Here is a 23,295-nt window from a genome sequence, read left to right on the forward strand (position 1 = left end):
AAGGCTTACAGCGGCTGCGTCTGCGCCTCAACCACCGCCAGCGCCACCATATTCACGATACGGCGCACGGAGGCAATCGGCGTTAACACATGCACCGGTTTCGCCACCCCCATCAGCACCGGTCCTACGGTCACCCCTTCAGAGCTGGAGACGCGCAGCAGGTTATAGCTGATACGCGCCGCCTCCACGTTCGGCATAATCAGGATGTTTGCCGATCCCTTCAGCGGGCTGTCAGGCATACGTTCGTTACGGATGCTCTCCACCAGCGCCGCATCGCCGTGCATTTCCCCGTCAATCATCAGCTCCGGCGCGCGCTCGCGCACCAGCGCCAGCGTCTCACGCATTTTGCAGGCCGCCGCTGATTTGGACGAACCGAAGTTAGAGTGCGACAGCAGCGCCACCTTCGGCTCGATACCGAAGCGGCGCACGGTCTCGGCGGCCATCACGGTGATCTCCGCCAGCTCGTCCGGGCTCGGATCGTCGTTAACATAAGTGTCAGCGATAAAGGTGTTCCCGCTCGGCAGCAGCAGGGCATTCATCGCCCCGGCGGTATGGACGCCGTCGCGATAGCCGAAGATCTCCTGCACCACGCTAAAGTGCTCGTGGTAGTCGCCGATGGTGCCGCAGATCAGCGCATCCGCCTCGCCGCGATGGACCATGATCGCGCCGATCACCGTCGTGTTGCTGATGACGGCTTTCTGCGCCTGTTCCTGAGTGATCCCCCGACGTTTCATGATCGCGTAGTATTCGCTCCAGTACTCTTTGAAGCGCGGATCGGATTCGTTGTTGACGATCTCGAAGTCGACGCCCGGCTTAATCTGCAGGCCCAGCTTCTGGATACGCATTTCAATCACGCTCGGACGACCAATCAGGATCGGTTTCGCCAGGCCTAAGGTGATCAGCTCCTGGGTGGCGTGCAGCACGCGCGCCTCTTCCCCTTCCGCCAGCACCACGCGCTTCGCGTCGGCGCGCGCCTGAGAGAAGATCGGCTTCATGAACAGGTTGGTTTTATAGACAAACTCGGTGAGCTTATCGACGTAAGCGTCGAAGTCTTCAATCGGACGCGTCGCCACGCCGGAATCCATCGCCGCTTTTGCCACCGCAGGGGCAATTTTGACAATCAGACGCGGGTCGAACGGTTTTGGAATGATGTAGTCCGGGCCAAAGCTCAGATCCTGATCGCCATAGGCTGAGGCAACCACTTCACTCTGCTCGGCGTGGGCCAGCTCCGCAATGGCGTGCACCGCGGCCAGCTTCATCTCTTCGTTGATCGCCGTCGCGCCGACGTCCAGCGCGCCGCGGAAGATGAACGGGAAGCAGAGCACGTTGTTCACCTGGTTCGGGTAGTCGGAACGCCCGGTGCAGATAATGGCGTCTTCACGCACCGCTTTCGCCAGCGGCGGCAGAATTTCCGGCTCAGGGTTCGCCAGGGCCAGGATCATTGGCGCGCGCGCCATCTTCTTCACCATCTCCTGGGTCAGCACTTTCGGACCCGAGCAGCCGAGGAAGATATCCGCGCCGTCAATCACGTCCTCAAGCGTGCGCTTGCCGTCGTCTTCTACCGCATACGCGGCTTTGGTTTCCGCCATGTTCGGCTCGCGATCTTTGTAAATCACGCCCTTGGAGTCGCAGACCACAATGTTGTGTTTCTGCATCCCCAGCGCCACCAGCAGGTTCATACAGGCGATGGCCGCGGCGCCAGCGCCGGAGACCACCATGCGCACATCGGAGAGATTTTTCTCTACCACGCGCAGGCCGTTGAGAATGGCGGCGGTGCTGATAATGGCCGTTCCGTGCTGGTCGTCATGGAACACGGGAATGTTCATACGCTCGCGCAGCTTCTGCTCGATATAGAAACATTCCGGCGCTTTGATGTCTTCCAGGTTGATCCCACCGAAGGTCGGCTCCAGCGCGGCCACCACGTTGATGAATTTGTCAGGATCGAGCTCGTCCACCTCGATATCAAACACGTCGATACCGGCGAATTTCTTGAACAGCACCCCCTTGCCTTCCATCACCGGCTTACCGGCCAGCGCGCCGATGTTACCGAGCCCCAGTACCGCCGTGCCGTTAGAGATCACGGCAACAAGGTTGCCGCGCGCGGTGTATTTATAGGCCGCCAGCGGATCTTTTTCGATCTCCAGACACGGGGCCGCCACGCCCGGCGAGTAGGCCAGCGCCAGATCGCGCTGTGTCGCCAGCGGCTTGGTTGGGGAGACCTGAATTTTGCCCGGGACAGGGAACTCGTGAAAATCGAGGGCACTCTGTTTCAACTGCTCATCCATCTTATTTTTCCTTTCACGTATCGGTCAAAAGGGTGACGAAAACGATCCGGTTGCACACCCTGGTGTGCCGCCTAGTATCGCCTCAGGCCGCCTCCTAAACTTTGAAGGCTGCCAAACTCTCACCATCACACATTAAAAATTGTTATCAATTTATAACAGCCATGTTACCCGTCTCAAAAGCAATGCCTCCCCCGTCTGCTATGCTTTTTTGTTAAGTCCATCATGATTTTCTCAGAAGTGTGAACTAACGCACTCAGCTAACGCTTTTATTTCCAAGGAGTAATCATTTATGAACCAGCTAGACGGCATCAAACAATTCACCACGGTGGTGGCAGACAGCGGCGATATCGAGTCGATTCGCCACTATCAGCCGGAGGATGCGACCACCAACCCTTCGCTACTGCTCAAGGCAGCCGGGCTTACCCATTTTAGTCATCTGATTGATGACGCCATTGCCTACGGAAAACAGCGCGGGAAGACGCAGGAACAGCAGGTCGCCGAAGCCAGCGACAAGCTGGCAGTTAATTTTGGTGCGGAAATTCTTAAAAGCATTCCGGGGCGCGTCTCGACCGAAGTTGACGCCCGCCTTTCGTTCGATAAAGAAAAGAGCATCAACAAGGCTCGCCGCCTGGTGGAACTCTACCAGGAGCAGGGGATCGATAAATCACGCATTCTGATCAAGCTGGCGTCGACGTGGGAAGGCATCCGCGCGGCAGAGGTGCTGGAAAAAGAGGGAATTCACTGCAACCTGACGCTGCTGTTCTCCTTTGCCCAGGCTCGCGCCTGTGCCGAAGCGGGCGTGTTCCTGGTGTCACCGTTTGTTGGCCGCATCTACGACTGGTACCAGGCGAAACAGCCGATGGATCCGTACGTGGTGGATGAGGACCCGGGCGTGAAATCGGTGCGCAATATCTACGACTACTACAAGCAGCATCGCTACGAAACCATCGTGATGGGGGCCAGCTTCCGCCGTACCGAGCAGATCCTCGCCCTGGCGGGCTGCGACCGCCTGACCATCTCCCCTAACCTGCTCCAGGAGCTACAGGATAAAGAAGAGACGGTCATCCGCAAGCTGATCCCCACCTCTACCGTTCTGCCAAAACCGAAAGCCATGACCGAAGCCGAATTCCGCTGGGAGCACAATCAGGACGCCATGGCCGTGGAAAAACTGGCGGAAGGTATCCGCCTGTTCGCTGTCGACCAGCGCAAACTTGAAGATCTTCTCGCTGCCAAACTTTAACCTTGCCACGGAGTGAACTATGTCCCGTAAAGAGCTCGCCAATGCCATCCGCGCCCTCAGCATGGATGCCGTGCAGAAAGCCAATTCTGGCCATCCCGGCGCACCGATGGGCATGGCCGATATTGCCGAAGTGCTGTGGAACGACTTCCTGAAGCACAACCCTAACGATCCCACCTGGTACGACCGTGACCGCTTTATTCTCTCCAACGGCCACGCCTCGATGCTGCTCTACAGCCTGCTGCACCTGTCCGGTTACGATCTGCCGCTTGAGGAGCTGAAAAACTTCCGCCAGCTGCACTCCAAAACCCCGGGGCACCCGGAGATCGGCTATACGCCGGGCGTGGAAACCACCACCGGGCCGCTAGGTCAGGGGCTGGCAAATGCGGTCGGGCTGGCGATTGCCGAGCGTACGCTGGCGGCACAGTTCAACCAGCCGGACCACGAGATTGTCGATCACTACACCTACGTGTTTATGGGTGACGGCTGCCTGATGGAGGGGATTTCCCATGAGGTCTGCTCCCTGGCGGGCACCCTGGGGCTCGGCAAGCTGATTGGCTTCTACGATCACAACGGCATCTCCATCGACGGGGAAACCGAGGGTTGGTTCACCGACGACACGGCAAAACGCTTCGAGGCCTACCACTGGCACGTGGTGCACGAGATCGACGGCCACGATCCTGAGGCGGTGAAAAAAGCGATTCAGGAAGCGCAGAGCGTGAAGGACAAACCGTCCCTGATTATCTGCCGTACGGTTATCGGCTTCGGCTCGCCGAACAAGGCGGGCAAAGAAGAGGCGCACGGCGCGGCGCTGGGTGACGAAGAAGTGGCGCTGACCCGGCAGAAGTTGGGCTGGAAATACCCGCCGTTTGAGATCCCGAAAGAGATCTACCGGGCGTGGGATGCCCGTGAAGACGGTGAGAAAGCCCAGCAGGCCTGGAACGAGAAGTTTGCCGCCTACAAAAAAGCGTACCCGGAGCTGGCCGCCGAGTTTTCCCGGCGCATGAGCGGCGGTCTGCCGGAGGACTGGGACGATAAAACCCAGGCGCTGATTGAAAACCTGCAGTCCAACCCGGCAAAAATCGCCACCCGTAAGGCGTCGCAAAACACCCTGAATGCGATTGGCCCTCTCCTTCCTGAGCTGCTGGGCGGCTCAGCGGACCTGGCACCGAGTAACCTGACCATCTGGTCGGGCTCGAAATCGCTGAAAGAGGACATTGCCGGGAACTATATCCACTACGGCGTGCGCGAGTTCGGGATGACCGCGATCGCCAACGGCATCGCCCACCACGGCGGCTTCGTACCCTACACCGCCACCTTCCTGATGTTCGTCGAGTACGCCCGTAACGCGGCGCGCATGGCAGCGCTGATGAAGGCGCGGCAGATTATGGTCTATACCCACGACTCCATCGGTCTGGGAGAAGACGGCCCCACCCACCAGGCGGTGGAACAGCTGGCGAGCCTGCGTTTAACGCCCAACTTCAGCACCTGGCGCCCGTGCGATCAGGTCGAAGCGGCAGTGGGCTGGAAGCTGGCGGTAGAACGCCACAATGGCCCGACGGCGCTGATCCTGTCACGCCAGAACCTGACGCAGATTGAGCGCACGCCGGAGCAGGTGAAAAACATTGCCCGCGGGGGCTATATCCTGAAAGACAGCGGCGGCAAGCCGGACGTGATCCTGATTGCGACCGGTTCCGAGGTGGAAATCACGGTGAAAGCGGCGGAAAAACTGACCGCCGAAGGCCACGCGGTGCGCGTGGTGTCCCTGCCCTCAACGGATATCTTTGACGCCCAGGACGAGGCGTACCGGGAATCGGTGCTGCCCTCTAACGTCGCGGCGCGCGTGGCGGTGGAAGCCGGTATTGCCGACTACTGGTACAAGTATGTCGGGCTCAAAGGGGCGATTGTTGGGATGCGGGGCTACGGTGAGTCCGCCCCTGCCGACAAGCTGTTCCCGTACTTTGGCTTTACCGTTGAGAACGTGGTAGAGAAGGCGCTGAGCGTGATTTAGTGCGGTCTGCGTTGCCGGGTGGCGGCTACGCCTTACCCGGCCTACAAAACCACCAAACCGTAGGCCGGGTAAGCGACAGCGCCACCCGGCAAAAAGCTACCGCGTGATCCACAGCGTGGGCCAGGCGTCAGGCCCGTTCCAGTTATCACAGCTGGGTTCCTCGGCATAGCGCACCAGGCGGAAACGCTGGCCGTCAAACCGCCAGCGCGTCTGGATCCCACAATCCCCCATACCGCGCCCCAGCGAGAGCGTGGTCAGCTCGCGCGTCTTTTCATCAAAGCTGGCGTTCATCAACTCGATTTCGCTGCTGTCGCCTGACGGCGTAAACGGCAGACGCAGCCTCACGCTGCGGGCAGAGAACGGTTTTTTACGTGACACCAGCCACGCCAGATCGACCGTGTTATAGGCCCCCGCCTCGCAGCTGACGATCAGCAGCGCTTTGTCATCGGTTAACGCGGTGACGCGCACTTCGCGACGGTTAGGATCCAGCGAACACTGGCTGCTGTTCATCCTGCCGGTACCATAATCCAGCAGATCGTTCAGTTCAGCGTGGGAAAGCGGTGTTGGGGTAGGATTAACGATCGCCACCTTTTTCAGGGCAGGTGCGGGCGGCACGCTTAACGGCGGATCGTCACCTTTCTTGATCCACGCGGTTTCGCTGCCAACGCGCTTTTGCTGGGCATCAATGAACAGCAGCGCGGCTTTCAGACCGGCCAGTGAAATCACCTGCTTACCGCCTCGCAGAGTCAGGGCTTTTCCTTCCTGGATGTTTTTCAGAAAGGCGGTGATGGTGGCCGCATCGTCCGTTTTCAGATGCCAGGGGGTGAGCTGCCAGCGCTGTTTGTCGAGCTTCAGGGGAACATTATCCAGCAGCAGCCGCGGGGCAATATCCGGCTCTTTCACGGAAGGCGTATCAAGACCGCCGAGATCGATACGCAGCGTGGCATCCGTTTTCGCCCCGGCGCTCCGGGTGAGCGTCATGACCAGACCGCGGTGTTCGCCCGTGTTGCGGGCAAGGCAAAAGTTCTGGTTATTGCAGGTCACCTGCCAGTCAGAGAAGGCTTGCTGCGCGGGTGCAGCCCGCACCTGCGGCGCGAGGAGCACACAAAACAGGGAAAATAAAAAGACGCTGTAGCGCATGAATGACACAATCCCGGAACGAAAACGCATAACAGGGCAGTATCTTCGTGTTCCCGCCGGGGTTGCTCAATCGGATTTATCAGATATACCTGAAAAACAGGCTATATCCGTTCGAAAGGGGTGTTCATCAGCCCGGTTGTCTGTAAATACTGCAGCAATATCACCGCTTTACCATCCCTGATTTCGCCTGAACGCACCATCTCCAGCGCTCGGGCAAAAGGAAGCTCCAGCACGTCGATATCTTCATCCTCTACGCCACCGCCCCGGTGCGTGCGCTGTGCGTCGCTGTATTCAGCAATGAAGAAATGGACAATTTCCGTCACGCCGCCCGGGGACATGTACAGCTCGAAGACCTTTTTGACCTCGCCCACTTCAAAGCCGGTCTCTTCGACGGCCTCTTTGCGGATGCAGACTTCCGGCTCATCGTCATCGAGCAGGCCCGCGCAGGTTTCAATCAGACGTCCGTCAGGATTGCCATTGACCCATGTTGCCACCCTGAACTGACGGATCAGCACCACGCTCTGCTTTTCACGGTTATAGAGCAGGATGGTTGCTCCGTTACCACGGTCATAGACCTCGCGCTTGTGGCGGATCACTTCACCGTTGTTACGTGTAAGATCATAGGTGATGTTACGCAGGACAAAGTAGTTTTCAGAGAGAATTTTGTCTTTGATAACGTCAATTTTCAGGGTCATACGGGCTCCACGGCACAATGAGTCGTCCTATACTACGCCGTGAATCCCGCTTTGTCGTCCGCCGGATTAATGATGTTGTGATACATCCACTCCCAGCCAGTCGAGTATCCCCTGCGCGGCATGACGCCCTTCCGCCATCGCGGTGACGACCAGATCCGCGCCGCGTACCGCATCGCCCCCGGCGAAGATCTGCGGGTTGGTCGTCTGGTAACGATAGCGGCTCTCGACCGAGGCCACGATCCGCCCCCAGTCATCCGTTTCGACACCCTGCGCCTGCAGCCACGGCATCGCGTGCGGATTAAAGCCAAACGCCATGATGACTGCATCCGCGGTCATCACAAACTCGCTGCCCGCCACCGGAACGGGCCGACGACGCCCCTGCGCATCCGGCTCACCGAGCGCGGTACGCAGCATCCGGATACCGTTGACCTTACCGTTCGGATCCAGCGTCAGCTCAACCGGCTGGACGTTAAACTCAAATGACGCCCCCTCTTCTCTGGCGTTCTGCACCTCTTTCTTCGAGCCCGGCATGTTGGCCTCATCCCGACGATAGGCGCAGGTGACCGTCGCCGCGCCGTGACGTAACGCCGTGCGGACGCAGTCCATCGCGGTATCGCCTCCACCCAGCACCACTACGTTCAGGCCACGGGTGTCGATGAACGGCTCGCTGGCCGTCGCCTCCAGCCCCATAACATGCCGCGTGTTGCCCACCAGGAAAGGCAGCGCGTCGTAGACCCCTGGCGCATCCTCGTTCGGGATACCCGCTTTCATCGAACGATAGGTACCCACGCCAATAAACAGGGCGTCGTAATCGCTCTTGAGCTGCGACATCGACACGTCCTGGCCCACCTCGCAGTTCAGCTCGAAGCGGATCCCCATCGCGGTAAAGATCTCTCTGCGCCGGGCGAGCAGCGATTTATCGAGCTTAAATGCCGGGATGCCAAAGGTCAGCAAACCGCCGATCTCCGGATGCCGGTCATAGACCGTCACGCTCACGCCGCGGCGCGCCAGCACGTCGGCGCACGCCAGCCCGGCGGGCCCCGCGCCGACAATCGCGACACGTTTACCTGACGGCGTGACGGCGGACATATCCGGCCGCCAGCCCATCGCCAGCGCCCGATCGGAGATGTAGCGCTCGATGTTGCCTATCGTCACGGCCCCCGCCGCGTCACGAAGCGTGCAGGCTCCCTCGCATAGCCGGTCCTGCGGGCAGACGCGACCGGTAATTTCAGGTAAACAGTTGGTCTGATGAGAAAGCTCGGCCGCGCCGGTGATATCCCCCGCGTTGAGGCGCTCAATCCACTGCGGGATGTGGTTGTGCAGCGGGCAGGTCCATTCGCAAATGCTGTGCTCTCCGCACTTCAGGCAGCGCGACACCTCGCGGGCGGCCTGTTCGGCCCGGAACGGCAGGTAAATTTCGTTAAAATGGCCCACGCGCTCTGCGCCAGCCAGCTTGTCGGGCTCGCCGCGGGGCGGGGTCGTTTGCATCTGCTGCAGTTTAGTACGCGGCGCGTCCACGCTGACGGCCTCGGCACCATGCCAGGGCTGCGCCTCCAGGCAGGCCGTGCGCTGTCGGCGCGATTTCGCCAGGTTTTCCAGCGCGGCAGGCGTCGCCAGGGTGAGGACATCCGCCGGGCAATTTTCGATACAGGCCGGGCCGTGTGGACGCGTCAGACAGAGATCGCATTTATTCGCCGAGGCCTTCACGCTGCCATTGTCGAGCGGAGTGACGATAATCTCCATCGTGCCAAACGGGCATGCCACCGCGCAGGCCTTACAGCCGATGCATTTTTGTTGATTCACCTGTACGCTGTCATCGCATTTGCTGATGGCGCCGTTCGGGCAGCTTTGCGCGCAGGGTGCATTTTCGCAATGATGACAGGTCACGGGGTGGCTCTTCTCGCCGGATCTCAGGACCGTGATACGGGGATGAAAATGGCGCTCGCTCAGGGCATGCTGCTCACCGTTGTGCGCCATCACGCAGGCGACTTCGCAGGCGCGACACCCAATGCACTGCTGGCTGTTAGCCATAATAAAACGATTCATAACCACACCTGTTTTTGGTTCAATAACCTTTCTCTTTATAAGAGTATGGTATTTACGCATCACGGTGCGTTCGGGCAATGTTCAAATGCCTGAAGCGCCCAATTATTTCCAGTGAACCTGTGGCAGATCAATTTTATTCAGAGAGCCGTTCTGTGACCGTTAAACGACCCGTTTCCGGAAGCCTTGCCTGGGCTTTCTTTTCGATCATTGCCCTATCCGTACTCAGCAGCACCGTCGCGTTGCTGACGCTGGCCAGCAGCCAGCGCGATGCCGAAGCCATCAACATCGCTGGCTCACTGCGCATGCAGAGCTATCGTCTGGGCTACGAGATGCAGCGAAACAGCCCTTCCCTTGCGGCACATCGCGAGAGCTGGCAACAGACGCTCGGCGCGCCTGCCCTGCAGAAGCTGGATCGCTGGTACGTCCCGGACAATGTGAAAGCACGCTATCAGCAACTGCATGTGGCCTGGCAGGAGATGGATGCGCATATCGCCCGCGGCGACAGCGCGTGGTATCAACGCAATATTGAGGATTTTGTGGGCCGCATTGATGCCTTTGTGCTCGCCCTCCAGCACTACACCGAACATAAAATTCAAACGGTCACCCTGCTCTCGCTGGCTGGCGCACTCGGGATCCTGCTGATGACGCTGTTTACCCTGCGACGCATCCGTCGTCAGGTGGTGCTGCCGCTGAATAACCTGGTGGCGGCCAGCGAACGCATTGAGCGCGGCGAATTTGCCACTCCTGCGCCGGATAGCGCCCTGCCGAACGAGCTGGGCCAGCTTTCGCGCGCCTTTAACCACATGTCAGCCGAGCTCGATACGCTCTACCGTTCGCTCGAGGCCTCGGTTGCGGAAAAGACGCGGCACCTGCACGAAGCCCACCAGCAGCTCGACATGCTGTTCAAGTGCTCGCAGGCGCTCAATACCGGCCAGATAGACAGCCACTGTTTCCGGCATATCCTGCAGATTGTCCATGACTATACGCAGATGAATTATCTGGAACTGCGCACCAGCGACGACTGGCGGCTATGCGAAGGGACGGAGGCTGAGGGTATCCCTCTGCAAAACCTGCCGGTACTGATGCAGGACACGCTCTACGGCGAGCTGCGCTGGCAAAGCGAGGCGGACAGCGTCCCCCTTCCGCTGATGAGAAGCGTGGCGACCATGCTCGGGCGCGGGCTGTACTTTAACCAGGCGCAAAAGCATTACCAGCAGCTGCTGCTGATGGAAGAGCGCGCCACCATTGCCCGCGAGCTGCACGATTCGCTGGCGCAGGTGCTGTCGTATCTGCGCATTCAGCTTGCGCTGCTCAAACGCGCCGTGCCGGAAGAAAATACCCAAGCGCAGGCCATTATCACCGACTTCTCCCGCGAGCTGAACAACGCCTGGCAGCAGCTGCGCGAGCTGCTGACCACCTTCCGCCTGACGCTGAACCACGCGAATTTACCCGCGGCGCTGCAGGAGTCACTCGATGTCCTGCAGAGCCAGACGCAGGCGAAACTGCATCTCGACTGCCGCCTCTCCTCGCTGGCGCTTGACGCGCAAAAGCAGGTGCACCTGTTACAGATCGTGCGTGAGGCGGTGTTGAACGCCATTAAGCACGCGCAGGCGAGCGAAATCACCGTGAGCTGCGTGACCGCAGCGGACGGTACGCACAGCGTCAGCATTCGCGACAACGGCATCGGGATTGGCGAGGCCAGCGAGCCGCCGGGACACTACGGTCTGAACATTATGCGCGAACGCGCGCAGCGGCTTGGAGGAGTGCTGCACTTTTCACAGCCGCAAAACGGCGGCACGCTGGTCAGCGTGACGTTTCCGGCGCCCACGCCGTTAACGGGTAAATAACGGTAAAGAGGGAAGCGCAGGGAAAAGCGCATGATAATTTACACTATCTCCTTTATTTCTCCACGTTTGACCTGGGCCTTACCGCTAAAGTTATGCGGGCAATAAACAATAATGACGTGCAGCAAAACGAGGTCACACTTTCATGGCGAATTTTTTCATCGATCGCCCCATTTTTGCCTGGGTGCTTGCCATCCTGTTGTGTCTGACAGGTGTCCTGGCGATTACGTCACTTCCCGTTGAGCAATACCCCGCCCTGGCACCGCCGAACGTGCGCGTCACCGCAAACTACCCCGGCGCATCGGCACAGACGCTGGAAAATACCGTGACGCAAGTTATCGAGCAGAACATGACGGGTCTGGATAACCTGATGTACATGTCCTCGCAAAGCAGCGCCACGGGACAGGCGACGGTGACCCTGAGCTTTAAGGCGGGCACCGACCCGGACGAAGCGGTGCAGCAGGTCCAAAACCAGCTGCAGTCGGCGATGCGCAAGCTGCCCCAGGCAGTGCAAAACCAGGGCGTGACCGTGCGTAAAACCGGCGATACCAACATATTGACCATCGCGTTTGTCTCGACAGATGGCTCGATGGATAAACAGGACATCGCGGACTACGTCGCCAGTAATATTCAGGATCCCATCAGCCGTATCAACGGCGTCGGGGATATCGACGCCTACGGCTCACAGTACTCCATGCGTATCTGGCTCGATCCCAACAAGCTGAACAGCTACCAGATGACGGCAACCGACGTGACGGATGCTATCAAAGCCCAGAACGCCCAGATTGCCGTAGGGCAACTGGGGGGAACGCCTTCCGTTGATAAGCAAGCCCTGAACGCCACCATTAATTCGCAATCCCTGCTGCAGACGCCGGACCAGTTCCGCAATATCACCCTGCGCGTGAATCAGGACGGGTCGGAAGTGCGTCTGGGCGATGTCGCCACGGTGGAAATGGGGGCGGAGAAATACGACTACCTGAGCCGCTTTAACGGCAATCAGGCCTCCGGTCTGGGGATTAAGCTGGCCTCCGGCGCGAACGAAATGGCGACGGCAAAACTGGTATTAGACCGTCTGGACGAGCTGTCGCAGTATTTCCCGCACGGGCTGGAGTACAAAGTCGCCTATGAAACCACCTCCTTCGTTAAAGCCTCCATTGAGGACGTGGTGAAGACTCTGCTGGAAGCCATCGCGCTGGTGTTCCTGGTCATGTACCTGTTCCTGCAAAACTTCCGCGCGACGCTGATCCCCACCATTGCCGTCCCCGTGGTGCTGCTGGGGACCTTTGCGGTGCTCTACGCCTTCGGGTACAGCATTAATACCCTGACGATGTTTGCGATGGTGCTGGCAATCGGCCTTCTGGTGGATGATGCCATCGTGGTGGTTGAAAACGTCGAGCGCATCATGAGCGAAGAAGGGCTCTCTCCGCGCCAGGCGACGCGCAAGTCTATGGGGCAAATTCAGGGGGCGCTGGTCGGGATTGCGATGGTGCTGTCGGCCGTCTTTATCCCGATGGCCTTCTTTGGCGGCACCACCGGGGCGATTTACCGCCAGTTCTCGATCACCATCGTCTCGGCGATGGTGCTCTCCGTGCTGGTCGCGCTGATCCTCACCCCCGCGCTGTGCGCCACCATTCTGAAACCGCTGCACAAAGGGGAGCATCACGGGCAGAAAGGGTTCTTCGGCTGGTTTAACCGGATGTTCAACCGCAACGCCGCGCGCTATGAATCTGCCGTGGGTCGCGTACTGCACCGCAGCCTGCGCTGGATGATGATTTACGTTGTGCTGCTGGGCGGGATGGTGTGGCTGTTCCTGCACCTGCCCACCTCGTTCCTGCCGATGGAAGACCGGGGGATGTTCACCACCTCGGTGCAGCTTCCGAGCGGCGCAACGCAGCAGCAGACGCTGAAAGTGGTGCAGAAAGTGGAGCAGTACTTCTTCACCAAAGAGAAAGATAACGTTGTCTCGGTCTTCTCCACCGTCGGTTCCGGCCCGGGCGGAAACGGGCAGAACGTTGCCCGCATGTTTGTCCGCCTGAAGGACTGGGACGAACGCGATACCCGGACGGGCACCTCGTTTGCCATCATTGAACGTGCGACAAAAGCCTTTGCGCACATCAAAGAGGCGCGCGTCTTTGCCAGCAGCCCACCGGCGATAAGCGGCCTGGGCAGTTCAGCCGGGTTTGATATGGAGCTGCAGGATCACGCCGGGGCGGGCCACACGGCGCTGATGGCGGCACGCGATAAGCTGCTAGCGCTGGCAGGCAACGATCCCGGCCTGACCCGCGTTCGCCATAACGGCCTCGACGACAGCCCGCAGCTTCAGGTTGATATCGATCAGCGTAAGGCGCAGGCGCTGGGTGTGTCGATCAACGATATCAACGACACCCTGCAAACGGCGTGGGGGTCGAGCTATGTGAATGACTTTATGGATCGCGGCCGCGTGAAAAAAGTGTATGTCCAGTCCGCCGCGCCGTTCCGCATGCTGCCGGATGATATTAACCGCTGGTTTGTCAGAAATAATGCTGGCGGCATGGTGCCGTTCTCTGCCTTTGCGACTTCGCACTGGGAGAGCGGATCGCCACGCCTGGAACGCTATAACGGCTATTCTGCGGTTGAAATCGTCGGGGAAGCCGCGCCGGGCGTCAGCACCGGTACCGCCATGGACACCATGGAAAAACTGGTGCAACAGCTGCCCGCCGGTTTTGGTCTCGAGTGGACGGCCATGTCTTACCAGGAGCGTCTCTCAGGGGCGCAGGCCCCCGCCCTTTACGCGCTCTCTCTGCTGGTGGTCTTCCTCTGCCTTGCCGCCCTGTATGAGAGCTGGTCGGTCCCGTTCTCGGTCATGCTGGTCGTGCCCCTTGGGGTTATCGGTGCGCTGCTCGCAACGTGGATGCGCGGCCTGGAGAACGATGTCTACTTCCAGGTGGGCCTGCTCACCGTCATTGGGCTGTCGGCGAAAAACGCCATTCTGATCGTTGAGTTTGCTAACGAGATGAATGCCAAAGGCCACGAGCTGATGGCCGCCACGCTGCACGCCTGCCGTCAGCGCCTGCGTCCGATCCTGATGACCTCGCTGGCGTTTATTTTTGGTGTACTCCCGATGGCGACCAGCACCGGTGCAGGTTCCAGCAGCCAGCATGCCGTCGGCACGGGGGTGATGGGCGGCATGATTTCGGCCACCATCCTGGCCATTTACTTCGTTCCGCTGTTCTTTGTGCTGGTGCGTCGCCGCTTCCCGCTAAAGGAACGTCCTGAGTAAGTGGTTGAAATAAAAAAAGGCGGCTTTATCGGCCGCCTTTTTACTGTGTGATTAATTCACACTATGGTTATTTTACTTATTTTAGTGCTCTTGCAATTCCTACTGAATGTCATTTACGAAGCATGCCTTCGATAAAATCTTTCCAGTTCCCCAGTTCACGTTCAATCATAACAACCTCTCTTATTATTATGCGCATTCTACAAAAACGTACCATCATTGTGAAGACTATTTAACCAATTGCTGTGATTGTACCCTACGTCCTGCGGGGATTTATGATAAATATGAACGGAGAGCCCTCAATTTTTTGTGACGGTCAGCAATATTTTGAAATAACCCTACAAACGGGTGAGTTTTATTTTATTTGCTGAGTTTATTGGATTTTTAAAGTTAATGGACATCTATGCTTAAATGATGAAAGAATATTCAGCGTACAGTTGTGAGTCGAATTAAGAAGACGTATTAATCCAGACAATTCCTGAATGTGTTATATTCCACTTAAGGATATATCTTCGAATTTACTGAACATTTAATTATCAGAACATCAAAAGGATTCACCATGGTTGTGATGTACGGCATTAAAAATTGCGACACCATCAAAAAAGCCCGCCGCTGGCTGGACGCTAACAGCGTGGAGTACCGCTTCCACGATTACCGTGCCGACGGGCTCGATGCAGAATTTCTGCATAGCGCTATCCGCGAACTGGGTTGGGAAGCCCTGCTGAACACCCGCGGCACCACCTGGCGTAAACTGGACGACTCTCTGCGCGCCAGCATCACCGATGCCGACAGCGCGGCAAAACTGATGCTCGAGATGCCGGCAATTATCAAACGCCCATTGCTCTGCGCGCCAGGGCAGCCTATGCTGCTGGGTTTCAGTGAAACCCTTTATTCCGACTTTTTTCGTTGAGGTGTAGTTTATGTCATGCCCGGTCATTGAGCTGACTCAGCAGCTTATTCGCCGTCCTTCCCTTAGCCCGGACGACGCAGGTTGTCAGGCTCTTATGATTGAACGCCTGCGTGCCATCGGTTTTACCGTTGAACGCATGGACTTTGGCGATACCCAGAACTTCTGGGCGTGGCGCGGACAGGGCGAAACGCTGGCCTTCGCCGGGCATACTGACGTCGTTCCCGCCGGTGACGCGGATCGCTGGATTAACCCGCCGTTTGAGCCGACCATTCGGGATGGCATGCTGTTTGGCCGCGGCGCGGCAGACATGAAAGGTTCTCTGGCGGCGATGGTCGTGGCGGCAGAGCGCTTTGTGGCGCAGCATCCCAACCACAAAAACCGTCTCGCGTTTTTGATCACCTCCGACGAAGAAGCCAGCGCGCACAACGGCACCGTGAAGGTCGTCGAAGCGCTGATGGCCCGCAACGAGCGTCTCGACTACTGCCTGGTCGGTGAGCCGTCCAGCACCGAAGTGGTGGGTGACGTCGTCAAAAACGGACGCCGTGGCTCGCTGACCTGTAACCTGACCATTCACGGTGTGCAGGGCCACGTCGCTTATCCGCATCTGGCCGATAACCCGGTCCACCGCGCCGCGCCAATGCTGAGCGAACTGGTGGCGATTGAGTGGGATAAGGGCAACGAGTTCTTCCCGCCGACCAGCATGCAGATTGCGAACGTCAAGGCCGGGACCGGCAGCAATAACGTGATCCCGGGGGATTACGTCGTCCAGTTCAACTTCCGCTTCAGCACGGAACTGACCGATGAGATGATCAAGGCGCGCGTTATCGCCCTGCTGGAAAAATATCAGCTGCGCTATACCGTGGAGTGGTGGCTTTCCGGCCAGCCGTTCCTGACGCAGCGCGGCAAACTGGTGGATGCGGTGGTGAACGCCATCGAGCACTATAATGAAATTAAGCCACAGCTGCTGACAACGGGTGGCACCTCAGACGGACGCTTTATCGCCCGTATGGGTGCTCAGGTTGTCGAACTGGGGCCAGTGAACGCAACCATTCATAAAATAAATGAGTGTGTCAATGCGGCAGATTTACAACTGCTGGCCCGTATGTATCAACGTATTATGGAGCAAATCGTCGCCTGACGAACGCTCTGAGAGGAATAGCGAATGGATTGGCTTTCAAAGTACTGGTGGGTTCTGGTGTTGGTTTTTCTGGTCGGCGTACTGCTGAACGTGATTAAAGACCTTAAGCGCGTGGACCATAAAAAATTTCTCGCCAACAAGCCGGATCTTCCCCCGCACCGTGATTTCAACGACAAGTGGGACGATGACGACGACTGGCCGAAGAAGGATCAGAAGAAGTAATCGATCCGATTCCCCCTCTCCATGGGAGAGGGGGAAGAATCACATAAACTCAACAATATCATCGTCATCCGGCTTACCGCCGCTGAGCGCTTCATCAAAGTAGTGCTTCGGTACGGTATAGCGCAGATGGTCAAGCGCAAACTGCATGCTGCGGTCGTCAATGGCGTGGCCCAGATCGTCAACGATATCCAGCGTCACATCCCCACCCTCACGCATCAGCGCTTCCTGGGCAGCAACCGCATGCGAGAGCTCAATCACCCGGTCTTCACCGCCGTGGATTAAGTGGATCGTGGTCTGCGTGGTTGCGCTTGTCGGTAACGTCGCAAAACGGCCGTTAAACGCGATCACCCGTGAAACCAGACCCGGCTGTGCCTTTACGCTTTCCAGCGACATGATTGACCCCTGCGAGAAGCCAATCAGCGCGGTCGCTTCGGCTCCTACGCCGCTCTGCTGCTGCCAGTAGCGGACGACGTCGATAAAGGCCGGCATGATGGCGTCGATACGCGCCTGACGGTTCTCTTCCGTCACGCCCTGAACCGAGAACCACTGGCGCCCGTTCGGGCCGCATGGCTCTACGCCGCCGATGCTGACAATCAGCGCTTCCGGGAAAACGGGCGCAAACCAGCTGCCAATCTGCCCCATATTGACGGCATTATCGCCAACCCCATGAAACAGAAGCAGTAACTGTTTAGCCGGTTTGTCAGGGCTTTGAACAACAAAATGGTCATGTTTCATGGTGGTCTCCTTAATAGATGACCTGGATTCTACGCCTCCCGGCGGGAATGACCATGCCACTTTACTGAAGAAGTCATTGAAAAAATTGCCATTGCAAAATGGCTTCCTTCAACTGCTGGCAGCGCGGATAATCAACGGTTTCAAGCGCTTGCGCGGTTTCAGAGCGCAGCTTTGCCAGCAACGCTTTTCGCCCGAGCTCATCCGTTTTCCCTGCTAGTTTCCCCCGCAGGGCCGGAAGCGGCATATCAACATTGAGCAACAACCGCGTCAGCGCGGCAACCGAGGTTGAAAACGCGCGATGGGCAAAAGCAAACCCCGCCAGCTCCCGCCAGTCATCACTATTAAGGGTAGCTTCCCAGCCGTCGTCCACCGGGATCTTTTCACCGTTCCAGGCCGACAGGACGCGCATATCCCGGCATAAACGGTGATGTTCCTGCGCGCACAGCCGACGCCCGGCCTCGCTCAGCGGCAGCAGCGCCATCGCCGTGTAGCAGCCGCTGCTGGCTTCCCGATGGCTCCCCATCCGCACCAGCACAAACCCGCACCGCTGCCAGAAACGCCACAGCTCGTCGGTATAACCAAAACTCACCGACAGATAATCTTCCCCGCTGGCGCTAAGGATAAGCCGTTGCCCGATGCCTTCCCGCTGGCGCAGGGGGTGAACCGCAATGCGGCTAACCCGTCGCCCTTTCAGCGTCGCCGCGAGCGGAGAGCCGCCGTGCGCCGCCAGCGACTGCGCCACGAGATTCCCGCGTGGACGCCGGTATCCCGCCCACACGGCGCGGCTAAGTTCCGGTGACAACCCGCCCTCTTCCACCAGCCAGAGCGCGCCTGCAATATCAGCCCCCGTCTCTGCAACAGCAAAGTGCTGGCCGGGCGCGTCCATCATCCGGCGTAAATCGAGTGGTGACGTGCGGTAGTGTGCAGCACACAGCAGTTCATATACGCTTGCCGCGCGTGCCGGGTCGCTCTCCCACATCCGCGGCGCCAGCGGCGTTATACGAACCTCACCTTCCGGTTTGCGATCGATAAGCGCATCATCAAATAACAGAGCATTTGCCACGAACCGCTCAAGCGGACATCCGGCGGCCCAGCGAATGGGGGTCGATAAGGCATAATGCCGCAGTTCGCTGAAACGGGCGCAGAACTTCAGCAGGAACCCCCTGCCCGTCCCTTCATAACCCTGCACCGTGGTGGTTAATAATACGCGCGAAAAGCGCGTCACCAGCTTCTCCAGCAGCGGACCCGGGATGGCAGCCGCTTCATCGACAATCAGCCAGTCGGCCTGCAGCGTGGAGGCCAGCAGCGCATCCGGGGCCATAAAGTGGAAATGCTCGCCCGCAAAGCGCGCAATGACATCCGTTGCCCCTTTAGCCGGTGCCGTGACCACCGCACTCCCCTGAATGCTATTGAGCAGCATCCCCGCCAGCGCTGACTTTCCGCGCCCGCGCGGTGCCGTTACGGCAGCGATGCCCGCAGGCATGGTCAGAAGCGCGTCGAGGATCTCCGCCTGCTCGCGCTGCGGTGCGCCGCTGGCAGGCTGCCAGTCGGGTAAATCCGGCGTAACGGGAACGGACAAAGGACGATGCTGCTGCCAGACAATCGCATCCGAATCGGCGGCAAGCGTCCGGCAGAAGTGGTGCACAAAGTGTGGAGTGGCGATCGGCTCCGCGCTGTCGCTCCAGCGCAAAGAATCGCTGTCTGGCCTGTCGGCCCAGTCAGCAAGCGGAGGAACCAGCAGCACCAGGAGGCTTCCGGCGCGCAGCGTCCCGCTGAGCGCGGCGAAGGCTGAGACGTCAAACCCGGCACGCGCGTCAAAAACGGCGTGAAGGTATTCGCGTCCCAGCAGTCCGCTGAGGGTTTTAGAGGGATTGTCATCCAGCCACAGCCAGTCTCCCGGCAGGGTATTACGCAGGTCAGTCGCCTGACTCAATGTCCACTGCGCCTCGCCGCTGAGCACCACCAGCCGACGATGGCCGGTGCGCTCAAGCTCGCGTATCAGCTGTTCAAACGCCAGCATTACATCGCTTTACCGAAGGTATTACACTGCGCCGGGTCGCCGCTGTCGAAACCGCGTTTAAACCAGCTGTAGCGCTGCTGCGAGGTACCGTGAGTGAAGCTGTCCGGCACGACGCGCCCCTGGCTCTGCTGCTGAAGACGGTCGTCACCGATTGCCTGAGCGGCATTCAGCGCCTCCTCAAGATCGCCGGATTCCAGCACGCCCTGCTGCTGCATGCTGTGGCCCCAGACGCCCGCGAAGCAGTCCGCCTGCAGCTCCATTTTAACGGACAGGCGATTCACGTCAGCCTGCGACGCATTTTGCTGCAGCTGGCGCACTTTTGGCTCAATTCCCAGCAGCTTTTGCACGTGATGGCCGACTTCATGCGCGATCACGTAGCCCTGGGCAAAATCGCCGTCAGCGCCAAGCTTGCGTTTCATGTCATCGTAAAAAGAGAGATCGATATAGACGGTGCCGTCCGCCGGGCAGTAGAACGGCCCCATCACGGACTGCCCGGTGCCGCATCCGGTGCGGGTTGCGCCCCGGTACATCACCAGTTTCGGCTGCTGGTAGGTACGCCCCATCTTCTCAAACAGCTGACCCCATGTGTCTTCCGTTGTGGCGAGGATCACGGAGGTAAATTTGGCCGCTTCATCTTCATTCGGGCTGATGGAGCGCTGAGAATGCTGCTGCTGTTGCAGCGGCTGACCGGTCATTAACCCGGTGAGATCGACGCCGTAATAGCCCGCGACCAGCACCACAATCAGCAGAATGATACCGCCCTTGCCGCTGGGTAACCGGAAGCCCGGTCCGCCCATGGAAGGACCGCCGCCGCCATCACTGCGTCTGTCTTCTACATTGTCACTTTCACGACGCCCTTGCCAGCGCATAACCACCTCTAACTATTCCATTTATAATAGCTATGATCGTAGGCGGTTAACGGCAAGATTACCATAGGAAACAAAGGTAAGACGCCAAAGGATGCGAACATCCTTTGGCAAGTGAGGGAGTTAGTCGAGCTTAACGCCTAAACGGTGAGCAACCGCTTCGTACGCTTCAATCAGGCCACCCAGGCTCTGACGGAAACGGTCTTTGTCCATTTTATCCAGGGTTTCTTTGTCCCACAGGCGGCTACCGTCCGGTGAGAACTCATCGCCCAGCACCACTTCGCCTTTGAACAGACCAAACTCCAGCTTGAAGTCAACGAGGATCAGGCCCGCGTCATCAAACAATTTTTTCAGCACGTCGTTGGCTTTGTAGGTCAGCTCTTTCATGCGCGCCAGGTTCTCTTTGTTCACCCAGCCGAAGGTTTCGCAGTAGGAATCATTGACCATCGGGTCGTGCATGGCATCGTTTTTCAGGAACAGATCGAACAGCGGTGGATTCAGTTCGATACCTTCTTCAATGCCCAGACGCTTCACCAGGGAGCCCGCCGCACGGTTACGAATAACGCACTCAACCGGAACCATATCCAGTTTTTTCACCAGACATTCCGTATCGGACAGCAACGCTTCCATCTGAGTCGGGATACCCGCTTCGGCCAGTTTGGTCATAATGAAGTGGTTGAACTTGTTGTTCACCATGCCTTTACGATCGAACTGCTCAATGCGCGCGCCATCCCCTGCTGACGTATCATTGCGGAACTCGAGCACCAACAGATCCGGGTTTTCCGTGCTGTATACGGTCTTCGCTTTGCCACGATACAACTCAGCTTGCTTCTGCATCTTCATTACTCCTGGTGTGATGATTTGTGTTCAAAACTGGGGATATTATGCCACGCACACGTTTGCGTAGCACGAAAATAAAAAGGGCTGGATTCACCAGCCCTCGTATTTATTTGCTGAATGCTGCCTGGAAAACAGCGACCAGCGCATCGTTCTGCGACTGGGTCAGCGTGTGACCTTTTGGATCGATAAACTGCAGGCTACTGCGGTTATCAAGGTCACCGACCTGAATCTTGTAGTCACCGGAGGCAAGCTGAGGATCTTTCGCGCCCAGTTCCTGCCACGCGCTGTCGGAGAGCGGCTTATAGGTTGCCGTCATGCTGCCGGTTGAGCGGGTGCTGTCGGTCACTTTCATGCCCACTTTTTCCAGCGTCGCTGGCAGACGCTGCCAGGTCTGGTTAAACGGTGCACGCACCACCAGCATTGGCAGGCCGGTATCATCCGCGCCGCTCTGGACATCGAAGGTCACACCGTTGCGGCTCTGCGCGGCGTTGGCAGCATCGGTCGCGTTTTTATCCAGGCCTGCGGCAATCACGTTCAGCATTTCGGTGCTGTAACGCTGCAGGGATGCGGCATCCGCAACCGGTTTACCCGCCTGCTCCAGGTTCAACAGCTTAACGTTAACCGCCTGCTGATAACCCTGTGGTTTAACGGAGACTTGATAACGACCGCGGTACTGCTGGTCTTCATCCAGACGGTTCCATTCGATCCAGTCGGTGGTTAACGTCTGGCTGGCATCATCGCGTTTATCGATGGTGTAGTTCTTCGCCTGAATGACGCTGACAACCTGCGGCCACAGGGTGCTACCGCGCGCGCTCTCAACCATCAGAGACGCCGTATCACCGGTGAACTGGGTACGCGCCCCGCTCACCAGCGCCAGAGGCTGTGCTGGTGGACGAATATCAAGCGCTTTACCGACCAGGCCGCTGCCGTTGGTCACGGGAATATTATAATCGCCGTTCTGAATCGGCAGGATCATACCAGCCGGTGCGTGAAGTTCAGCAAGCGGGGTCGCATCCAGATAGGATTCATCACCGCTCACCTGGCGCTTGTAGCGCGAGTCTGAACTACAGGCAGCGAGCAGCATAACAAGCGAAACACTCGCAACCTTCGCCAGGCGCGACTTCTGTACTGAATAAGCCATCAAATCTCCCTAAACTTTACAGCAAACCGGCATGCTTCAGCGCTGCCCTGACGATATCACGACCGTGGTCGGTAATCGGTGTCATTGGCAGACGCAGCGTGTCGGTTGCTACAAGCCCCAACTCCTTACATGCCCATTTCACTGGGATCGGATTGGGTTCGACAAATAATTTATTGTGCAGCGGCATCAGACGCTGATTTATGACACGCGCTTCATCAAAGTGACCGGCCGCGGCCAGTTTGCACATTTCAGCCATGTCGCGCGCCGCAACGTTTGCCGTTACGGAGATCACGCCATGACCACCGAGCTGCATAAAGTCCAGCGCGGTCGCATCATCACCGCTCAACAGGATAAAGTCGTCTGAAACCAGCTCTTTGATCTGATGAACGCGGCTTAAGTTCCCTGTCGCCTCTTTAATACCGATAATATTTTTGACTTCCGAGAGACGACCAACGGTTTCCGGCAGCATATCGCAACCGGTACGGGACGGCACATTATACAGAATTTGTGGCAAGTCAGTATGTTCAGCGATGGCTTTGAAGTGCTGGAACAAACCTTCCTGAGTAGGACGGTTATAGTAAGGGGTCACCGTCAGACAGCCGACAATGCCGCTGTCGTTAAAACGTTTAGTCAGGCTGATCGCTTCTGCGGTGGCATTCGCGCCTGTGCCCGCGATGACCGGAATACGTCCGTCAGCCAGTTCCAGGGTCAGCATAACCACATCGCCGTGCTCGTCGTGGCTCAGCGTTGCAGATTCACCGGTAGTCCCTACCGAAACGATCGCCGAGGTTCCATTGGCGACATGGTAATCAATCAGCTTCTTCATGCTAGACCGGCAGACGTTACCTTTTTCATCCATCGGTGTTACAAGCGCGACAATACTTCCCGTGAACATGAGCCATCCTCTGT

At 58.2% G+C, this 23,295-nt stretch carries 18 protein-coding genes; 7 read left to right on the plus strand and 11 right to left on the minus strand.

Annotation, left to right across the window (positions count from 1 at the left end):
* Nucleotides 1–5: 5 nt before the first annotated feature.
* On the minus strand, nt 6–2,285 hold the full coding sequence (gene maeB, locus FHC48_RS07700) for an NADP-dependent oxaloacetate-decarboxylating malate dehydrogenase (RefSeq protein ID WP_008501617.1): 2,280 nt from the start codon (nt 2,283–2,285) through the stop codon (nt 6–8).
* Nucleotides 2,286–2,574: 289 nt separating this feature from the next.
* On the opposite strand from maeB, the gene tal reads away from it, so the two are divergent.
* Nucleotides 2,575–3,525 (plus strand): transaldolase, encoded by a 951-nt coding sequence (tal, locus tag FHC48_RS07705; RefSeq protein ID WP_008501618.1) that lies wholly within the window; start codon nt 2,575–2,577, stop codon nt 3,523–3,525.
* A 19-nt stretch (nt 3,526–3,544) separates the two neighbouring features.
* Nucleotides 3,545–5,533 carry a transketolase gene (gene tkt / locus FHC48_RS07710; RefSeq protein ID WP_008501619.1) on the plus strand — a complete coding sequence of 663 codons (1,989 nt, stop codon included), beginning with the start codon at nt 3,545–3,547 and terminating at the stop codon, nt 5,531–5,533.
* Between the two features lie 96 nt (nt 5,534–5,629).
* On the opposite strand, the gene FHC48_RS07715 is transcribed toward tkt, so the two are convergent.
* The 3 genes from FHC48_RS07715 to aegA all read right to left on the minus strand — a co-directional run bounded on the left by FHC48_RS07715 (nt 5,630) and on the right by aegA (nt 9,414).
* The gene (locus tag FHC48_RS07715; protein WP_045335351.1) at nt 5,630–6,673 is read right to left on the minus strand and encodes a DUF1176 domain-containing protein; all 1,044 of its coding nucleotides are present in this window, start codon (nt 6,671–6,673) and stop codon (nt 5,630–5,632) included.
* A 101-nt stretch (nt 6,674–6,774) separates the two neighbouring features.
* Nucleotides 6,775–7,368, minus strand: a complete 594-nt coding sequence (nudK, locus tag FHC48_RS07720) for a GDP-mannose pyrophosphatase NudK (protein WP_025912781.1) — start codon at nt 7,366–7,368, stop codon at nt 6,775–6,777.
* A 66-nt stretch (nt 7,369–7,434) separates the two neighbouring features.
* Nucleotides 7,435–9,414, minus strand: coding sequence for a formate-dependent uric acid utilization protein AegA (aegA, locus tag FHC48_RS07725; RefSeq protein WP_059363989.1), 1,980 nt, complete (start codon nt 9,412–9,414; stop codon nt 7,435–7,437).
* A 152-nt stretch (nt 9,415–9,566) separates the two neighbouring features.
* On the opposite strand from aegA, the gene narQ reads away from it, so the two are divergent.
* A complete protein-coding gene (gene narQ / locus FHC48_RS07730; protein WP_059363997.1) occupies nt 9,567–11,261 on the plus strand; it encodes a nitrate/nitrite two-component system sensor histidine kinase NarQ in 1,695 nt (564 codons plus the stop codon).
* Nucleotides 11,262–11,403: 142 nt separating this feature from the next.
* Nucleotides 11,404–14,517: a multidrug efflux RND transporter permease AcrD gene (acrD, locus tag FHC48_RS07735; protein WP_059363991.1), complete on the plus strand. Its 3,114-nt coding sequence runs from the start codon at nt 11,404–11,406 to the stop codon at nt 14,515–14,517.
* A gap of 109 nt (nt 14,518–14,626) precedes the next feature.
* Here acrD and ypfM read toward each other — a convergent pair whose 3' ends face one another.
* Nucleotides 14,627–14,686: a protein YpfM gene (gene ypfM / locus FHC48_RS07740; protein WP_015572204.1), complete on the minus strand. Its 60-nt coding sequence runs from the start codon at nt 14,684–14,686 to the stop codon at nt 14,627–14,629.
* A 387-nt stretch (nt 14,687–15,073) separates the two neighbouring features.
* On the opposite strand from ypfM, the gene FHC48_RS07745 reads away from it, so the two are divergent.
* Genes FHC48_RS07745 through FHC48_RS07755 form a run of 3 tightly spaced genes read left to right on the plus strand, consistent with a single transcriptional unit; the run spans nt 15,074 to nt 16,784 of the window.
* Nucleotides 15,074–15,424 (plus strand): ArsC family reductase, encoded by a 351-nt coding sequence (locus FHC48_RS07745; RefSeq protein ID WP_008501625.1) that lies wholly within the window; start codon nt 15,074–15,076, stop codon nt 15,422–15,424.
* Between the two features lie 10 nt (nt 15,425–15,434).
* Nucleotides 15,435–16,562, plus strand: coding sequence for a succinyl-diaminopimelate desuccinylase (gene dapE / locus FHC48_RS07750; RefSeq protein ID WP_008501626.1), 1,128 nt, complete (start codon nt 15,435–15,437; stop codon nt 16,560–16,562).
* Between the two features lie 24 nt (nt 16,563–16,586).
* The gene (locus FHC48_RS07755) at nt 16,587–16,784 is read left to right on the plus strand and encodes a YpfN family protein (protein ID WP_008501627.1); all 198 of its coding nucleotides are present in this window, start codon (nt 16,587–16,589) and stop codon (nt 16,782–16,784) included.
* A 39-nt stretch (nt 16,785–16,823) separates the two neighbouring features.
* Here the strand turns inward: FHC48_RS07755 and ypfH are convergent, their stop codons facing one another.
* The 6 genes from ypfH to dapA form a co-directional block, all read right to left on the minus strand.
* A complete protein-coding gene (gene ypfH, locus FHC48_RS07760) occupies nt 16,824–17,519 on the minus strand; it encodes an esterase (RefSeq protein ID WP_023325843.1) in 696 nt (231 codons plus the stop codon).
* A gap of 73 nt (nt 17,520–17,592) precedes the next feature.
* Nucleotides 17,593–19,539, minus strand: coding sequence for a tRNA(Met) cytidine acetyltransferase TmcA (locus tag FHC48_RS07765; RefSeq protein ID WP_059363994.1), 1,947 nt, complete (start codon nt 19,537–19,539; stop codon nt 17,593–17,595).
* A complete protein-coding gene (locus FHC48_RS07770) occupies nt 19,539–20,408 on the minus strand; it encodes a neutral zinc metallopeptidase (RefSeq protein ID WP_008501630.1) in 870 nt (289 codons plus the stop codon). The genes FHC48_RS07765 and FHC48_RS07770 overlap by 1 nt, the downstream gene beginning before the upstream one ends.
* Nucleotides 20,409–20,528: 120 nt before the next feature.
* A complete protein-coding gene (gene purC / locus FHC48_RS07775; RefSeq protein ID WP_008501631.1) occupies nt 20,529–21,242 on the minus strand; it encodes a phosphoribosylaminoimidazolesuccinocarboxamide synthase in 714 nt (237 codons plus the stop codon).
* A gap of 109 nt (nt 21,243–21,351) precedes the next feature.
* Nucleotides 21,352–22,386: an outer membrane protein assembly factor BamC gene (gene bamC, locus FHC48_RS07780; RefSeq protein ID WP_008501632.1), complete on the minus strand. Its 1,035-nt coding sequence runs from the start codon at nt 22,384–22,386 to the stop codon at nt 21,352–21,354.
* A gap of 16 nt (nt 22,387–22,402) precedes the next feature.
* Nucleotides 22,403–23,281, minus strand: a complete 879-nt coding sequence (gene dapA, locus FHC48_RS07785) for a 4-hydroxy-tetrahydrodipicolinate synthase (protein WP_008501633.1) — start codon at nt 23,279–23,281, stop codon at nt 22,403–22,405.
* Nucleotides 23,282–23,295 lie beyond the last annotated feature (14 nt).

The organism is Enterobacter sp. EC_50 (assembly GCF_019584525.1).
Classification (GTDB): domain Bacteria; phylum Pseudomonadota; class Gammaproteobacteria; order Enterobacterales; family Enterobacteriaceae; genus Enterobacter; species Enterobacter roggenkampii.

Bases quoted from the DNA above. Each gene is read 5' to 3' on its own strand.
- aegA (WP_059363989.1), bottom strand. From the start codon at position 9,414: ATGAATCGTTTTATTATGGCTAACAGCCAGCAGTGCATTGGGTGTCGC.
- dapA (WP_008501633.1), bottom strand. From the start codon at position 23,281: ATGTTCACGGGAAGTATTGTCGCGCTTGTAACACCGATGGATGAAAAA.
- tkt (WP_008501619.1), top strand. From the start codon at position 3,545: ATGTCCCGTAAAGAGCTCGCCAATGCCATCCGCGCCCTCAGCATGGAT.
- tal (WP_008501618.1), top strand. From the start codon at position 2,575: ATGAACCAGCTAGACGGCATCAAACAATTCACCACGGTGGTGGCAGAC.
- purC (WP_008501631.1), bottom strand. From the start codon at position 21,242: ATGCAGAAGCAAGCTGAGTTGTATCGTGGCAAAGCGAAGACCGTATAC.
- nudK (WP_025912781.1), bottom strand. From the start codon at position 7,368: ATGACCCTGAAAATTGACGTTATCAAAGACAAAATTCTCTCTGAAAAC.
- bamC (WP_008501632.1), bottom strand. From the start codon at position 22,386: ATGGCTTATTCAGTACAGAAGTCGCGCCTGGCGAAGGTTGCGAGTGTT.
- FHC48_RS07745 (WP_008501625.1), top strand. From the start codon at position 15,074: ATGGTTGTGATGTACGGCATTAAAAATTGCGACACCATCAAAAAAGCC.
- FHC48_RS07755 (WP_008501627.1), top strand. From the start codon at position 16,587: ATGGATTGGCTTTCAAAGTACTGGTGGGTTCTGGTGTTGGTTTTTCTG.
- maeB (WP_008501617.1), bottom strand. From the start codon at position 2,285: ATGGATGAGCAGTTGAAACAGAGTGCCCTCGATTTTCACGAGTTCCCT.
- acrD (WP_059363991.1), top strand. From the start codon at position 11,404: ATGGCGAATTTTTTCATCGATCGCCCCATTTTTGCCTGGGTGCTTGCC.
- ypfH (WP_023325843.1), bottom strand. From the start codon at position 17,519: ATGAAACATGACCATTTTGTTGTTCAAAGCCCTGACAAACCGGCTAAA.
- dapE (WP_008501626.1), top strand. From the start codon at position 15,435: ATGTCATGCCCGGTCATTGAGCTGACTCAGCAGCTTATTCGCCGTCCT.
- FHC48_RS07715 (WP_045335351.1), bottom strand. From the start codon at position 6,673: ATGCGCTACAGCGTCTTTTTATTTTCCCTGTTTTGTGTGCTCCTCGCG.
- FHC48_RS07770 (WP_008501630.1), bottom strand. From the start codon at position 20,408: ATGCGCTGGCAAGGGCGTCGTGAAAGTGACAATGTAGAAGACAGACGC.
- FHC48_RS07765 (WP_059363994.1), bottom strand. From the start codon at position 19,539: ATGCTGGCGTTTGAACAGCTGATACGCGAGCTTGAGCGCACCGGCCAT.